Origin of the sequence: Caballeronia sp. NCF2 (assembly GCF_023631205.1) — a bacterium.
In the GTDB taxonomy this organism is placed as follows: domain Bacteria; phylum Pseudomonadota; class Gammaproteobacteria; order Burkholderiales; family Burkholderiaceae; genus Caballeronia; species Caballeronia zhejiangensis.
Window position 1 is genome coordinate 1 of the sequence record NZ_JALQDN010000037.1, and the last position, 14,952, is coordinate 14,952.

15 protein-coding genes are annotated in these 14,952 nt (G+C 64.0%); 5 read left to right on the top strand and 10 right to left on the bottom strand.

Annotated elements, in window-relative coordinates:
• Positions 1-251: 251 nt before the first annotated feature.
• The 10 genes from NCS02_RS13770 to flgB form a co-directional block, all read right to left on the bottom strand.
• Positions 252-1,004, bottom strand: a complete 753-nt coding sequence (locus NCS02_RS13770; RefSeq protein WP_008352549.1) for a flagellar brake protein — start codon at positions 1,002-1,004, stop codon at positions 252-254.
• A gap of 271 nt (positions 1,005-1,275) precedes the next feature.
• Positions 1,276-2,337 (bottom strand): flagellar assembly peptidoglycan hydrolase FlgJ, encoded by a 1,062-nt coding sequence (gene flgJ, locus NCS02_RS13775; RefSeq protein WP_051996850.1) that lies wholly within the window; start codon positions 2,335-2,337, stop codon positions 1,276-1,278.
• A 15-nt stretch (positions 2,338-2,352) separates the two neighbouring features.
• Positions 2,353-3,480 (bottom strand): flagellar basal body P-ring protein FlgI, encoded by a 1,128-nt coding sequence (locus tag NCS02_RS13780; protein ID WP_008352546.1) that lies wholly within the window; start codon positions 3,478-3,480, stop codon positions 2,353-2,355.
• 2 nt (positions 3,481-3,482) lie between these two features.
• Positions 3,483-4,166: a flagellar basal body L-ring protein FlgH gene (locus tag NCS02_RS13785; protein WP_008352545.1), complete on the bottom strand. Its 684-nt coding sequence runs from the start codon at positions 4,164-4,166 to the stop codon at positions 3,483-3,485.
• 78 nt (positions 4,167-4,244) lie between these two features.
• On the bottom strand, positions 4,245-5,033 hold the full coding sequence (gene flgG / locus NCS02_RS13790) for a flagellar basal-body rod protein FlgG (protein WP_008352544.1): 789 nt from the start codon (positions 5,031-5,033) through the stop codon (positions 4,245-4,247).
• Between the two features lie 57 nt (positions 5,034-5,090).
• Positions 5,091-5,843: a flagellar basal-body rod protein FlgF gene (flgF, locus tag NCS02_RS13795; protein ID WP_008352543.1), complete on the bottom strand. Its 753-nt coding sequence runs from the start codon at positions 5,841-5,843 to the stop codon at positions 5,091-5,093.
• 49 nt (positions 5,844-5,892) lie between these two features.
• Positions 5,893-7,140 (bottom strand): flagellar hook protein FlgE, encoded by a 1,248-nt coding sequence (gene flgE / locus NCS02_RS13800; protein WP_008352542.1) that lies wholly within the window; start codon positions 7,138-7,140, stop codon positions 5,893-5,895.
• Between the two features lie 45 nt (positions 7,141-7,185).
• A complete protein-coding gene (locus NCS02_RS13805; protein ID WP_008352541.1) occupies positions 7,186-7,908 on the bottom strand; it encodes a flagellar hook assembly protein FlgD in 723 nt (240 codons plus the stop codon).
• Between the two features lie 23 nt (positions 7,909-7,931).
• Positions 7,932-8,357: a flagellar basal body rod protein FlgC gene (gene flgC / locus NCS02_RS13810; protein WP_008352540.1), complete on the bottom strand. Its 426-nt coding sequence runs from the start codon at positions 8,355-8,357 to the stop codon at positions 7,932-7,934.
• 18 nt (positions 8,358-8,375) lie between these two features.
• On the bottom strand, positions 8,376-8,855 hold the full coding sequence (flgB, locus tag NCS02_RS13815; RefSeq protein ID WP_250523200.1) for a flagellar basal body rod protein FlgB: 480 nt from the start codon (positions 8,853-8,855) through the stop codon (positions 8,376-8,378).
• A 240-nt stretch (positions 8,856-9,095) separates the two neighbouring features.
• On the opposite strand from flgB, the gene flgA reads away from it, so the two are divergent.
• The 5 genes from flgA to flhA all read left to right on the top strand — a co-directional run bounded on the left by flgA (position 9,096) and on the right by flhA (position 14,951).
• Entirely contained in the window at positions 9,096-10,394 is a 1,299-nt protein-coding gene (gene flgA, locus NCS02_RS13820; RefSeq protein ID WP_250523201.1) for a flagellar basal body P-ring formation chaperone FlgA, read from the top strand.
• A 170-nt stretch (positions 10,395-10,564) separates the two neighbouring features.
• Positions 10,565-10,906, top strand: a complete 342-nt coding sequence (gene flgM / locus NCS02_RS13825) for a flagellar biosynthesis anti-sigma factor FlgM (RefSeq protein ID WP_008352536.1) — start codon at positions 10,565-10,567, stop codon at positions 10,904-10,906.
• An 80-nt stretch (positions 10,907-10,986) separates the two neighbouring features.
• Positions 10,987-11,421, top strand: a complete 435-nt coding sequence (locus NCS02_RS13830; protein WP_008352534.1) for a flagella synthesis protein FlgN — start codon at positions 10,987-10,989, stop codon at positions 11,419-11,421.
• Positions 11,422-11,640: 219 nt separating this feature from the next.
• Positions 11,641-12,849 carry a flagellar biosynthesis protein FlhB gene (gene flhB / locus NCS02_RS13835; RefSeq protein WP_250523202.1) on the top strand — a complete coding sequence of 403 codons (1,209 nt, stop codon included), beginning with the start codon at positions 11,641-11,643 and terminating at the stop codon, positions 12,847-12,849.
• Positions 12,846-14,951 (top strand): flagellar biosynthesis protein FlhA, encoded by a 2,106-nt coding sequence (gene flhA / locus NCS02_RS13840; RefSeq protein ID WP_250478916.1) that lies wholly within the window; start codon positions 12,846-12,848, stop codon positions 14,949-14,951. Before flhB ends, flhA begins: the two co-directional genes overlap by 4 nt.
• Position 14,952: the final 1 nt, after the last annotated feature.

Here is a 14,952-nt window from a genome sequence, read left to right on the forward strand (position 1 = left end):
CGGACCGTGCGCGAGCCAAGCCCGATGGGGCCTATGAGGGCACTCTTTAGGCAGCCCACGATGGACGAGAGGACTACCCAAATTGCGTGTGACCGCGGGCGTATCGGAAGCTGCTTTCTTTGGTTACTTTCTTTGCAGCAGCAAAGAAAGTGACTGCCGCCCCGCACAGGGGCAGTGCTAATAGACCGACACGAAAACGGGATCCGGCGAAAACGAAAGCAAAAGCAAAAGCAAAAGCAAAAGCAAAACCCCTACTTCGCCAAAGACCGTCGCTTCATCTCAAGCTGAGTGATCAGCCGCTGAAGAGTATTCTCCGCCGACCCCGGCATCGAAACAAACTTGAACCCGATGGTATATCGCCGATCCCCTTTCGCCGTCGTCGATTCCCGATGCGAAACCAGCATCATATCCACCGTCACACGTCCATTCGCGCTGAAATGCAGCTCGGCATCCTGAAACACGATGCCCATCTCCAGATCCGCGATGCGATCATCCGTCGTGCGCAGCGCCACGCCGCCCAGCGACAGATCATGCACCTCGAAGCGGAATCGCTCGCCATCCGGCAACGAACCCGTGCAGATGTAAGGATCGAGAACCGGCGTATCGACACGGAAATACTCGCGCCGCTGCATGTAGTACAGCACCGTCGGAAAATCGACTTCGAACGCCGGACGCCCGTCGAACATCGTTTCGCGCGCACCCGGCGTCGTGAACTCGACGCGCACGCCATCCGGCGCCGCACTGAAAATCAGCTTCTGCGACGCAAGCACGCCGCGATTCTGCTCGTCGAGACCGCCCCAGTCGAACGTGAAGCGATGCGCGGTCACATCGACGTCGAGCACGCGCGTGACGATCTGACCGTCGCCGTATTGCGCCGTCAGAAAGTCCCCGCGATTGGCGAGATTGCGCAGCGCCACGCCGATTTCCAGCGGATTACGCCTGCCGAAATCCACGATCGGCGCGATATCCTCGTCGGCAACGTCATGCTTTTGATTGGTGTTCATGGTGCTAGCCGTGTTCATTGTGCTCGCGCGCTGCCCGACCCCCGAAACATCGCGCGACGATCCGAACCGAATAGGTCCGGCACTTCGATTATTCAGGTTAGCGGCATACCTCTTCAAAAGTTTAGGGTCGCCCGCCGAAAAATGTATGTGGTGCGCCGTCCCTACGGACGTAAAACGTTTGCTTCCCCGAAGCAATAAAGCGGCCGCATACATCGGCTGAATGCGCGGCGTGGCCCGCGCTTCAATATCGAACTACGCGGTCGAACGGGCGTCAGACGATCTGACGCATGATCGAGATGAGCTTCTTCGCGTACTGCGGATCGGTCGCGTAGCCCGCCTTCTGCATGCCGTGCGCGAAGCCCGCGACGTCGCGCGAAGCCTGAATCACCGGCGCATAACGCGGATTGTTCTTGATGACGCTCGCGTAATCGGTAAGCGCGTCCTCGTACGAATCGTAAGCGCGGAATTTCTCGACGACCTTCTGCGGACGGCCGTTGATGTATTCCGTCGTCACCGAGCTGACAGTCTTGCCGTTCCAGTCTTTCGTCGCCTTGACGCCGAAGATGTTGTGGCTCGTCGCGCCGTTCGGATGCTTGATCTCGCGCTTGCCCCAGCCCGATTCGAGCGCCGCCTGACCGATGATGAAGCGCGCCGGAATGCCCGTCGCCGCGCTCGCGGCCTGCGCCGGCACGGCGAGCCGGTCGACGAACGCGTTCACCTTGTCCGAGCCGTTGCCGCGCGCCGGCGCTTCCACCGAATCCGCCGCCGTGTAGCCCTTGCCGGCGAGCGACGCGTTGTTCCTGTTGCCCTGCGCCGCAGCGTAAGCCTTCGCCATCGCGTTCATCGCGGCGAGATTGCCCGCGTTCGCGTCGAGATCGCCGCCGCCGCCCGACATGCCGCCGAGCGTCTGCATCGCGTTCATCGTGCTCATCGTGTTCATGGCGCCGCCCTTGCCGTCCGCGCCGGTCTGCGCGCCCGAGTTGCGCATGAGCTGCTTGAGCATCATGTCCGCGACGCCGATGCCCTTCGACGACATCTGCTGCGACAATTGCTGATCGAGCATCGACGTGAAGGTCTTCGAATCGTTCGATTCGAACGGGCTGTCCGAAGGCGTCGCGTCGCGCATGCTCTTCAGCATCATCTGCGTGAAGACGGCGTCGAACTGCTTGGCCGCTTCCTTCAGGCCCTGCTGCGGGTTCGCGCCGGCCTGCGCGCGCAATGCGTCGAAGCCCTGCGTGTCGAGCGCGAAACGGTTCGAGAGATTCGAGAATCCGCTGCTCGTATCGGTCGATGCCAGCGCGGTGCCGGCGATGCCGTTCGTGTTCGAGTTCATAGGTTCTTATTCGTTTTAGATGATTTCGAGGTCTGCGCGCAGCGCGCCCGCGGCCTTCATCGACTGAAGGATCGAGATGAGATCGGCCGGCGTCGCGCCGAGCGCATTGAGCGCCTTCACGACATCCGCGAGATTCGCGCCCGCCGACAGCATCTTGAGCGCGCCGCTGTCCTGCTTCAACTGAATCGACGATTCCTTCGCCGCAACCGTCTGGCCGTTCGAGAACGCGTTCGGCTGGCTCACCGCCGTCTTCGTGTTGATGACGACCGACAGATTCCCGTGCGCGACCGCGCAGTTCTGCAGCGTGACCATCTGATTCATCACGATGGAACCCGTGCGCGCGTTCAGGATCACCTTCGCGGCGGCCTGCGCCGGACGCACGTCGATGTTCTGCAGCTGCGCCATGAACGACACCTGCTCGCTCGGCTCCTGCGGCGCGCGCAACTGGATCGTGCGGCCGTCGAGCGCGAGCGCGGTGCCCATGCCGAACTGATTGTTCACGGCCGCGACGATGCGCTGCGTCGTGTCGAAATCCATTTCGCGCAGTTCCATCTGCATGACGCCGCCCTGCTGCTGCAACGCCGACGGCACCGCGCGTTCGACGATCGCGCCCGCCGAGATGCGGCCGACCGCGAGCTGGTTCACCTGCACCTTGCTGCCGTTCGCGCTCGCGCCCGCGCCGCCGACGACGAGATTGCCCTGCGCCATCGCGTACACCTGGCCATCGGCGCCTTTCAGCGGCGCCATCAGGAGCGTGCCGCCGCGCAGGCTCTTCGCGTTGCCGAGCGACGAAACCGTCACGTCGATCGCCTCGCCGGGACGCGCGAACGGCGGCAGCGTGGCCGTCACCATCACGGCGGCCACGTTCTTCAATTGCATGTTCGACGACGTCGACGGGTTCACCGTGATGCCGAGGTTGCCGAGCATGTTGGTGAGCGATTGCGTCGTGAACGGCGTCTGCATCGTCTGGTCGCCGGTGCCGTCGAGACCGACGACGAGACCGTAGCCGATCAGCGGATTGTCACGCACGCCCTGAAACTGCACGAGATCCTTGAGACGCTCGGCGTGCGCCTGATGCGCCGAACCGATGGCGACGAGCGCGGCTGCGAGCGAGAAGGAAACGAAACGGAGAAACGGATTCATGATCAGAACGGCGCGACGTTGAGGAAGAAGCGCTGGAGCCAGCCCATGTTCTGCGCTTCGTCGATGTAACCCTTCGCCGAGTATTCGATCTTCGCGTCGGCGACCTGCGTGGAATAGACGGTGTTGCTGCCCGAGATGGTCGTCGGGTTGACGACGCCCGAGAAGCGCACGTACTCGTTGCCCTGGTTGATGAGCATCTGCTTTTCGCCGCTCACCTGCAGGTTGCCGTTGGGCAAAACGTCGGTGACGGTCACGGTCAGCGTGCCGCTGAACGTGTTGGCCGCGCTCGCGCCGCCCGTCGCGGTGAACTTGTTCGCGCCGGTGGCCGAGAGGTTCGTGTTGTTGAAGAGGCCGCCGAAGAGGCCCGGCGTGGTCGGCACCGCGAACGACGCGTTGCCGCCGCGGTTGGTGTTCGCCGCCGACGACTTCGTCGCGTTGACGTTTTCCGAGATCACGATGGTCAGGATGTCGCCCACGTTGCGGGGACGCTGGTCTTCGAACAGCGGCCGGCCCGCGTAGCCCGCGTTGTAGATCGCGCCGGGCGAACGCGTGCCGACGGGCGGCTGCGGCGGACGCGCGGTCATCGGCTGCTGGATGATCGGCTCTTTCGGCACGAGGCCGCACGCGGCCAGCGATGCGATGAGCGCGCCGATCGACGCGCGCGAAAGAATGTGAGTGAGCGACATCGTGATAACTCTTCTGAAGCGGATTCAGGCATCAGTGTGACGCCATCGCCGCGATTCCCATCCGTCGAATAGAGGGGATTAAACCTGCATTTGCGAAAGCGTCTGCAACATCTGGTCGGACGTGGTCACGGCCTTGCTGTTGATTTCGTACGCGCGCTGGGTCTGGATCATGTTGACCAGTTCCTGCACCACGTTGACGTTCGACGCTTCCACATAACCCTGTTGCAGCGAGCCCGCGCCGTTCAGTCCCGGCTGCGACACGTTCGGCGCGCCCGAGCTGCTCGTTTCCGAGAACAGGTTTTCGCCGCGCGCATCGAGGCCGGCCGGGTTGATGAAGGTCGCGAGCGTGACCTGGCCGACCGTCGTGCTGGTCGACGTGTTCGCGGTCGTCACCGACACCGTGCCGTCCGAACCGATGGTGATCCCCGTCGCGTTCTGCGGAATCGTGATCGCCGGATTCAGCTGATACCCGCTCGACGTGACGAGCTGGCCTTGTGAGTTCGTCTGGAACGAGCCGTCGCGGGTGTAGGCGGTCGAGCCGTCGGGCATCGTCACCTGGAAGAAGCCCTGGCCGTTGATCGCGACGTCCTTCGAATTGCCGGTCTGCTGCAGGTTGCCCTGCGTGTAGAGGCGCTCGGTCGCGACCTGTTGCACGCCGGTGCCGAGCTGCACGCCCGATGCGAGTTCGGTCTGCTGCGTCGAATTCGCGCCCGGCTGGCGCGTCGTCTGATACAGCAGATCCTCGAACACCGCGCGCGAGCCCTTGAAGCCGTTCGTGCTCACGTTGGCGAGGTTGTTCGAGATGGTGTCCATCTGCGCTTGCTGCGCATTCATGCCGGTCGCGGCGATGTAGAGAGAGCGATTCATCTTGTTTCGTATCCTGTGTAGCCGGCGTTTGCCGCGTGTTTGCAGCCTGTTTGCCGCTTAAGAGAAGTTGAGCAGCTTGTTGGCCGACTGTTCGTTCTGGTCCGCCGATTCCATCAGCTTCGTCTGCATCTGGAATTGCCGCGCGTTGGTGATCATCGAGACCATCGCGGCAACCGGATTCACGTTGCTGCCTTCGAGCGCGCCGCCGGCCACGACCACGTTCGGATCCGCGTCGGCGGGGTCGCCGCCGGCGGTGCGAAAGAGCCCGTCATCGCCGCGCGTGAGCGTCGCAGGATCGGGATTCACGAGCTTGAGCTGATCGACGACCGCGATCGCCGTCGGCGGGTCGCCGGGAATCAGCGCGGAGATCGTGCCGTCCTTGCCGATGGTGACTTCCGCGCCCGGCGGAATCGACAGCGGACCGCTGTTGCCCAGCACCGGCAGATTGTTCGCCGTGACGAGCTGGCCGTTCTGATCCACATGCAGATTGCCGGCGCGCGTGTAAGCCTCGCTGCCGTCGGCGGCCTGCACGGACAACCAGCCCTGTCCCTGAACGGCGACATCGAGCGGATTGCCCGTCTGCTGGATCGGGCCTGCCGAGTAGTCCGCGTTCGGCGTCGACGAAAGCACGAAAGTGCGCGTCGTGCCATCGGCGGACTGGTCTTCGAACGACATCGGCACCTGGCGGAACGCCGCGAGCTGCGCCTTGAAACCCGTGGTCGACGTGTTCGCGAGGTTGTTCGCCACGACGGCCTGCTGCTCGAGCGCCTGGCTCGCGCCGGTCATCGCGGTGTAGATCAGACGGTCCATGAATCGCTTTCCTTCTTCCTAATGCGTCAAATTCGCGTGCAGACGACGGTTACAGATTGATCAGCGTCTGATCGACGGTCTGCTGCGTCTTGATCGTCTGCGCGTTCGCCTGATAGTTGCGCTGCGCGGTGATCAGATTCACGAGCTCGCTCGTCAGGTCGACGTTGGAGTTCTCCACCGCGCCGCCCTGCAGCGTGCCGTGGTTGGTCGAGCCCGGCACGCCGACTTGCGGTGCGCCCGACGCCGAGGTCTGCGCGTAGACGTTGCCGCCGAGATCCTGCAGGCCGTTCTGGTTGTTGAAGTTGGCGATGGCGATCTGCCCGAGCGCCTTCGTTTGGCCGTTCGAGTAGTTGCCCGTCAGCGTGCCGTCGGTGCTGACCGTGAAGCCCGTCAGCTCGCCCGTGCTGTTGCCGTCCTGCGCGATGTTGGTCACGCCGTCTTTCGCGCCGTACTGCGTGGTGCCGTTGAGGTCGATCGTCAGCGCTTGCTGCGTCGCGCCGCCGTCCCCGCCGTTCGGAATCGAGAACGTGAACTTGCCGGTTGCCGCCGTCGCCGCGCCGCTCGAATCGGTCGTCGAGGTCAGCGTGCCCGACGAATTGAACGCCATCGTGCCGAGCGAAATCGGCGCGCTGACCGGGTCGCCGTAGGTCGCGTAGGCTTGCCACGTATTCGTCGTCGCGCTCTTCTGGAAGTACACGGACACTTTCTGCGTGCCGCCGAGCGAGTCGTATACATCGACGGACGTCGACTGGTTGAAGGTCGTCGAATCGGTCGGATCGAAGGCGCCGGTCGGCGCGGTGTCCTGCGAGTTCAGGTTGAACGCGGCCGTGATGTTCTTGGTCGCGGTCGGCGCGACGTTCGACGTCGGCACGGTCAGCGGCACGGTGCTCGCGCTGTTGACGACGCCGTCCGAGTTCGCGGCGTAACCCATCAGTTGCAGGCCCGCCGAGTTGACGATGCGGCCCTGGTTGTCGAGATGGAACACGCCGTTGCGCGAATACACGATCGAGCCGTTGTTCGACAACTGATAGAAACCGTTGCCGTTGATCGCGACATCGAGCGCCTGGTTGGTCGTCGTGATCGTGCCTTGCGAGAACTGCTGCTGCACTTCGGCGAGCTTCGTGCCGATGCCGATCTGGTTGTTCACGGCCGTGGCCATCGAATTCGCGTACATGTCGGCGAATTGCGCGGAGCCCTGCTTGAAGCCGACCGTGTTCGCGTTGGCGATGTTGTTGCCGATGACGTCGAGATCGCTCGATGCAGCGCCCAGACCGCTCAGTGCTTGTTGGTAACTCATTTGATGTTTCTCCGTAACGAGCCCGCGCCCGTCCTGAAATTGGATTTAGAGGATCGACGCGACGCCCGACAGCGCGACCGTGGAGCCGTTCGACAGCTTGAGGCCCGGCGCACCGCCGGACATCTGCACGACGCTTTGCACTTGCGAAGCCGACAGCGTCGTCGCGGTCGCCTGCTGGCCGTTGATCGTGCCTTGCGCGGTGATCGTGTACGTGCCGTCGGCGAGCGTGGCGCCCTTCGAATCGACCGGCGTCCAGCCCGTCACCGGCACGACGCCCGCGCCTTGCGCGCCGAGGTCGAGCGTGTTGACGATCTGGCCCGACGAGTTCTTCACGACGATCTGCAGGTCGCTCACGTCGTTGGCCAGTTGCACGCCGAAGCTCGACGACTTGCCGCTCGACACCGTCATGTTGTTGCCCGCGGCGAGCACGTTCGAGCCGATGAGCAGCGCCGCCTGCGTCTGCTGGCCGGCGGAAAGCTGCGTCGCGAGCGAGGACAGCGACGTGTTCAACTGGCCGATGCCCGTCACCGTGTTGATCTGCGCGAGCTGCGAGGTCATCTGCGAGCTGTCGGCGGGATTCGTCGGATCCTGGTTCTTGAGCTGCGTCACGAGCAGCGTCAGGAATGTGTTCTGCAGATCCGACGCCGATTGCGCGCCGGTCGCCGAGGTCGACGACGTCGACGAGCTCGACGATGCGCCGTTCATGGTGTCGAGCAGCGTCTGCGACACCGTGGTGCCGTTGCTGCCGATGGTTGTGCTGGTCGTCACGTTGTGTTCCTTGAGTGTCTCTATCAGGTTCCGATGGTCAGGGTCTTGAGCATCAGTTGCTTGGCGGTGTTGAGCGTCTCGACGTTCGCCTGATAGGAACGCGACGCGGAAATCATGTTGACCATCTCCTGCACCGGATCGACGTTGGGCAGCGTCACATAGCCGTCCGCGTTCGCCGCCGGGTTGCTCGGGTCGTAGCTGGTCTTCATCGGGCTCGGATCGTCGACGACGCCCGTCACCTGCACGCCGCCGACCTGCTGGCCCGACGCGGTCTTCGCGCCGCCGAGCGGATCGACCGCGAACACGACCTGCTTGGCCTTGTACGGCTTGCCGTCGGGGCCGGTCGTGCTGTCCGCGTTCGCGAGGTTGGACGCGGTGACGTTCAGGCGCTGCGCCTGGGCTGACATCGCCGAGCCGGCGACGTTGAAGATGTTCATCAAGGAAGGCATGTGTTTCTCCTACTGCGCTCAACTGTTCGACGTAATCGCCGACAACATCGATTTGATTTGCGACGACAGCACCGTCATGCCCGCCTCGAAGTGCAGCGCGTTGTCCGCGAACTGCACGCGTTCCGAGTCGAGATCGACCGTGTTGCCGTCGAGCGACGGCTGGCTCGGCACGCGATAGGCGAGCTTGCCGTAGTCGTCGCTCGGGCCGCCCGACGCGGACAGCGTCGACGTGCCGCTCATGTGGCCCTTGGCCGTCGTCGCCATGCCGCCGCTCATGCTGACGCGGACGGGTTGCGCCATCTTCAGCGTCGAGCCGTTCGATGCGCTGCCGCCCTGCTTGAGCGCGCCCGCGAGCGCGCTCGAAAAGTCGACGTCGCGCGCCTTGTAGCCGGGGGTGTCGGCGTTGGCGATATTCGACGACAGCAATTCCTGCCGATACGCGCGCACGTCGAGCGCCTCGCGGCCAAATGCGAATTCCTTGTCGAGTCTGTCAAGCATTGCGGTTTCTCCTGTCGGCAGCGCCGGGGCCTTTTTGCATGACACGCATCTTAGGAGCGGCGCGCAATAACTAATCCGACGAATAACCGGGAAACGGGGCCTCTATTCGACGCTTGCGTTATCCGGCCGATATCTAGAATTCGTCTCGTTGCCGATTGCGGGTCTTTTTCCCGCCGCAAACGGATTAATGCAGTCGCCGCATCGTTTGCGGCCCGATCGAATCAGGTACGGAGAAAGTCGATGAGCAGGTCCGCGAAACGTGCATCGAACCCTACGGCTCGCGCCGCAGCGACGTTCGCGCGCCGCACGCTGCGCGGTCTGGCCGGCGTGTCTCTATGGATGGGCGTGGCTGCGCTCGCACAGGCGCAGCAGGCCGACGGCCCGATCGTCATTCCGGGCAACGCCGAAACCAATCCGGCCGCCGCAGCCGACATGGCCCAAAAGCTGACGGCACGCGCCGCGACGCCCGTTGCCGCGGCGCCCGCGCCTGAAATGACGCGTCCGGGCCCGAGCGGCTATCGCGCCGCGACCAAAGCCGCCGACGCCGCGATGCGCAACGCCGCGCTCGAACTCGACGCCCGCGCCGACGCCGCCGACGATTCGATGAACAGCGCGATGAACAGCGCGATGAACGACGCGAGCGGCATGATCGTGATTCCCGGACCGGGCGAAGCGAAGCCTGCGCGCGCGGTTGCGGTTGCGGCGCCTGCGCTTCAGAAAGCGCCGGCCGCATCCGCTTCGCGCGATGTGATGCCCGTCGTCGTGACGCGCGACGATGGCGTCGTCCGCGGCGCGAGCGTCAAACCCGTCGCGGCGAGCCCCGCGACGCCCGTCGCCGCCGCCGCTTCGCCGATGAAGCGCGTGAGCTTCAATCCGTCGGCGGCAGCAGCAACGCCGGCCGCAGCGGCAGCCGCCACCATGCAAGACGGCGAATCGATCCGCCTCACCGCGCTCAACTTTCTTCAGCAGCAGGCCGCCGGCTTGCCGGGCAAGGTCGACATCACCGTGACGCCGGTCTTTCCGCGCGGTCTCGCGGCGTGCTCGGCGCTCGATCCGTTCATGCCGACGGGCGCGCGCCTCTGGGGTCGACTGACGGTCGGCGTGCGCTGCGTCGGCGAGCGTCCGTGGACGCTTTACGTGCAGGCGCGCGTATCGATCAACGCCACTTACTACACCGCCGCGCGCGCAATCGCGCCGGGCGAAGTGCTGAACAACGCCGATCTCGTCGCCCGCGACGGCGATCTCACCGTGATGCCGCAGGCCATCGTCACCGATCCGGCTCAGGCCGTCGGCGCAGTCGCACTGTCGCGCGTGCCGGCCGGCCTGCCGCTGCGCACCGACATGCTGCGCGCGTCGACGTCGGTGTCGATCGGCCAGACCGTGCACGTCGTCGCCGGCGGCTCCGGATTCTCGATTTCCGCCGACGGCACCGTGATGAACAACGCGGCGCCCGGCCAGCAAGTACGCGTCAAAACCGCCGGTGGCCAGATCATCACCGGCATCGTGAAGGACAGTCAGACGGTGGAAGTGGCCCTGTAAAACGGGATGTGTTCGGTCCCCCACACTTGTTTCATTTTGTTGCAAATGCGCTCGATGCCCGCCACATAAGGCTCAGAGCGCGATAGGCAGAGCGAACGGCAGTTGGCAGTCCGGCGTCAGGGTAAAGTTTTCAAGACCCGTCGCCGTTAAAGGACTCAACACGTTCGGGAATGGACATCGTGAAGATCGAATCGAATAGCAACACCAATCTGGCTGGCCTTCAAGACAATCTGCCGCGCGCGTCGCAAAACGACGCGAAAGGTGCCGCGGGCACCGTGCAGCAATCGCAAGCGGGCGCGAGCCCGGCGAAAAATTCGACGGTGAGTCTGTCGTCGGTTTCGAGCGACTTGCGCGCATCGAGCGGCTCGGACATCGACACGGCGAAAGTCGAGTCGATCAAGGCCGCAATCCGCGACGGCAGCCTGAAGATGGACACCAGCAAGATCGCCGACGGCATTTTGAGCACCGCTCGCGACCTGCTGCAAACGAGAACCCCGCCGACCGGCGGCTGAACGCTTCCGTAGCGCCTTGCGCGTGACGGCGAGCGTTGGCGACACCGGGCGGCTTTTCAAACCGCTTTTCGAGCGATGCAATGAGAGACGCCCTGCTTGCCACTGTCACCGAAGAAGTCGCCGCTGTTCTGGCCTTCGAATCCCTCCTCGAGGTCGAGGAAAAAGCGCTGATCGCCGCGCAGCCGCTTCCGGCGCTGCCGACGATCATCGAGAACAAGACCGCGCTCACCGAACGCATCTCCGCTCTCGAAAAGGCGCGCGACGAACAATTGAACGCGCTCGGTTTTCCCGGCGGCTTCGTCGGCATGGAAGCGGCCGCTGCGGGCGACAGCAAGATCGCCGAGCAATGGGCGCTGCTCACCGCCGCGGCCCGCCGCGCGAAACAGGGCAACAACAACAACGGCGTGCTGATCCGCACCCGCATGGAATACAACCGCAAGGCGCTCGCCGCGTTGCAGGTCGCTCCGTCGAAGGGCGGCTTCTACGGTCCGGACGGCCGCGTGCCCGGCGCCTGATCGCCTGTCATTGCCGTTTCTCGCCTCTCGAACGGCGCGCGCTTCTCGCGAGGCGCGCGCCGCTTTTGTTTCCCGCGCTTTCATCGGCCGAATAACCCCCTTTTCCCCGGCTTTATCCGCCGATGGCTGCTCGACGCCTTCCGCAATAATCGCTTTCATCAAAAAGCGGCTTCGTGCCGCTCGCATGTGAAACCGATGGAAGCGATGGAGTAAGGCCCGGTGGCAGAAGAAAGCGATCTCGAAAAAACCGAATCAGCGACTCCCAAGCGCCTGGAAAAGGCGCGGGAGGACGGTCAGGTTGCGCGTTCGCGCGACCTCGCGTCGTTCGCGCTGCTGGCGGCGGGTTTTTTCGGCGTGTGGGCGTTGTCGGGGCCGATCAACCAGCATTTGCAGACGATTCTTCGCGGCGCGTTCACGTTCGATCACGCGACGGTGCTGGACACGCACCAGATGATGATCGGCGCGGCGAACGCGGGCCGGGAAGGTCTCTTCGCCGTTTTGCCCGTGCTGCTGCTGACCGGATTCGCCGCGCTCGTCGCGCCGATGGCTCTCGGCGGCTGGCTCATCACGACGAAACCGCTCGCGCCGAACTTCGGGCGTCTGAATCCGATCAGCGGTCTCGGCAAGATTTTCTCGATGCAAGGCCCGGTGCAGCTCGGCATGTCGCTCTTGAAGACGGCGGTGGTCGGCGGCATGGCGGGCTGGGCGATGTGGAGCCGCAAGGCCGAAGTGCTCGGCCTTTTGACGAAGCCGCTCGATCTCGCGCTCGCCGACGCGATGCACATGATCTTCGTGTGCTGCGCGATGGCGATCGGCGGACTGTTTCTCGTCGCGGCCGTCGACGTGCCGTATCAGCTTTACTCGCACGCGAAGAAGCTGCGCATGAGCAAGGAAGAAGTGAAGCGCGAGCACAAGGAAAACGAAGGCGATCCGCACATCAAGGGCAAGATCCGCCAGCAGCAGCGCGCGGCCGCGCGTCGCCGGATGATGCAGGCGATTCCGACCGCCGATGTCATCGTCACGAACCCGACGCACTTCGCCGTCGCGCTGAAGTACGCCGACGGCGAGATGCGCGCGCCGAAGGTGGTCGCGAAGGGCGTGAATCTGGTCGCGGCGCGCATCCGCGAACTGGGCCGCGAGCACAACGTGCCGCTGCTCGAAGCGCCGCCGCTCGCGCGTGCGCTGTATCACAACGTCGAGATCAACCGCGAGATTCCGGGCGCGTTGTACGGCGCGGTCGCGCAAGTGCTGGCGTGGGTCTACCAGCTCAAGCGCTACAAGGAAGATGGCGGCATCAAGCCGGACGAACCGTCCGATCTCGAGGTGCCGAAGGAACTGGACAAAGGCGGCGTTTCCGACGCCGACGCCGATCAGGAAGCTGCCGAAGCCCTGGCTGGCGACAACACTGACAATGGAGCCGCAGCATGAACGCGCGCGCTGGATTTTTCGCCAAACGGCCCGACGCGCTGGGCGCGCAGAACCTTCGCGCCTTAGCCGGCCCGATCCTGATCTGCATGATCTTGGGCATGATGATTCTGCCCTTGCCGGCGTTCCTGCTGGATCTGTTGTTCACCTTCAACATCGCGCTGTCGGTGATGGTGCTGCTCGTCAGCATGTACACGCAAAAGCCGCTCGATTTCGCGGCGTTCCCGAGCGTGCTGCTGTTCTCGACGCTGCTGCGCCTGTCGCTGAACGTCGCGTCGACGCGTATCGTGCTGCTCGAGGGTCACACCGGCCCGGACGCGGCCGGTCAGGTGATCGAATCGTTCGGGCACTTTCTCGTCGGCGGGAATTTCGCGGTCGGTATCGTCGTGTTCGTGATTCTGATGATCATCAACTTCATGGTGATCACGAAGGGCGCGGGACGTATCGCCGAAGTCGGCGCGCGCTTCACGCTCGATGCGATGCCCGGTAAGCAGATGGCCATCGACGCCGATCTGAACGCCGGTCTCATCAACGAGGAAACGGCGAAGAAGCGCCGTCAGGCGGTCGCGCAGGAAGCCGAGTTCTACGGTTCGATGGACGGTGCGTCGAAGTTCGTGCGCGGCGACGCGATCGCGGGCTTGCTCATCATGGTCATCAACGTGGTGGGCGGGCTGATCGTCGGCATGCTCCAGCACGACATGGACTTCGGGCACGCGGCGACCAACTACACGCTGCTCACGATCGGCGACGGCCTCGTCGCGCAGATTCCGTCGCTCATCATCTCGACGGCGGCGGGCGTGATCGTGTCGCGCGTCGCGACCGAGGAAGACATCGGCACGCAGCTGACCGGCCAGTTGTTCCAGAACCCGCGCGTCTTGATGATTACAGGCGTGATCATCGGCGTGATGGGCCTGATTCCGGGCATGCCGCACTTCGCGTTCATGCTGCTCGGCGGCGGCCTCATCTACGCCGCGCGCACGATGAACAAGCGCGCCGAAGCGAAGAAGAAAAGCGCCGTCACCGATGTCACGCCGCTCCAGGCGAGCGCGGCTGCGGCTTCCGCCGAAAATGCCGAGGCCAGTTGGGAGGACGTGTCGCTCATCGATCCGCTCGGGCTCGAGGTGGGTTATCGCCTGATTCCGCTCGTCGATCGCAACAGCGACGGCGAATTGCTCAAGCGGATCAAGGGCATCCGCAAGAAATTCGCGCAGGAAATCGGCTTTTTGCCGCCGGTCATCCATATTCGCGACAATCTCGAACTGCGGCCGAACGGTTATCGCATTGCGCTGAAGGGCGTGGAAGTGGGCGTCGGCGAAGCGTTTCCGGGTCAGTGGCTCGCGATCAATCCGGGACAGGTCTCGGCCGCGCTGCCGGGCGCGCAGACGCAGGATCCGGCGTTCGGTCTGCCGGCGGTGTGGATCGATACGAATCTGCGCGAACAGGCTCAGGTCTACGGCTACACGGTCGTCGATGCGAGCACGGTGGTCGCGACGCATTTGAATCACCTCGTCGTGACGCATGCTGCCGAATTGCTCGGCCGTCAGGAAGTGCAGGCGCTGCTGGAGCGCATCGGCAAGGACACGCCTTCGCTGACGGAAGATCTCGTGCCGAAGGTCATTTCGCTTACGACGCTGCAGAAGGTGTTGCAGAACCTGCTGGACGAAAGCGTGCCGATCCGCGACATGCGTACGATTCTCGACGCGTTGCAGGAACACGCGCCGCGTGTTTCGGATGCACACGATCTCACGGCGGCGGTACGTCTCGCGCTGGGCCGCGCGATCACGCAGCAGTGGTATCCGGGCAACGACGATCTGCAGGTGATGGGCCTCGATCCGACGCTGGAGCGCGTGCTGTCGCAGGCATTGTCGACGGGTCCGAATCCGGGACTGGAACCGGGACTCGCGCAGACGCTGATGAACTCGACGCAAAACGCGATCATGCGTCAGCAGAACCTGGGCTTGCCGCCGGTGCTGCTCGTGCAGCATTCGCTGCGCGCGATGCTGGCGCGGTTCCTGCGCCGGAGCTTGCCGCAGTTGAAGGTGATCTCGTATGCCGAAGTGCCGGATACGAGGAATGTGAAGGTGGTGAATTTGATTGGGGCGTGAT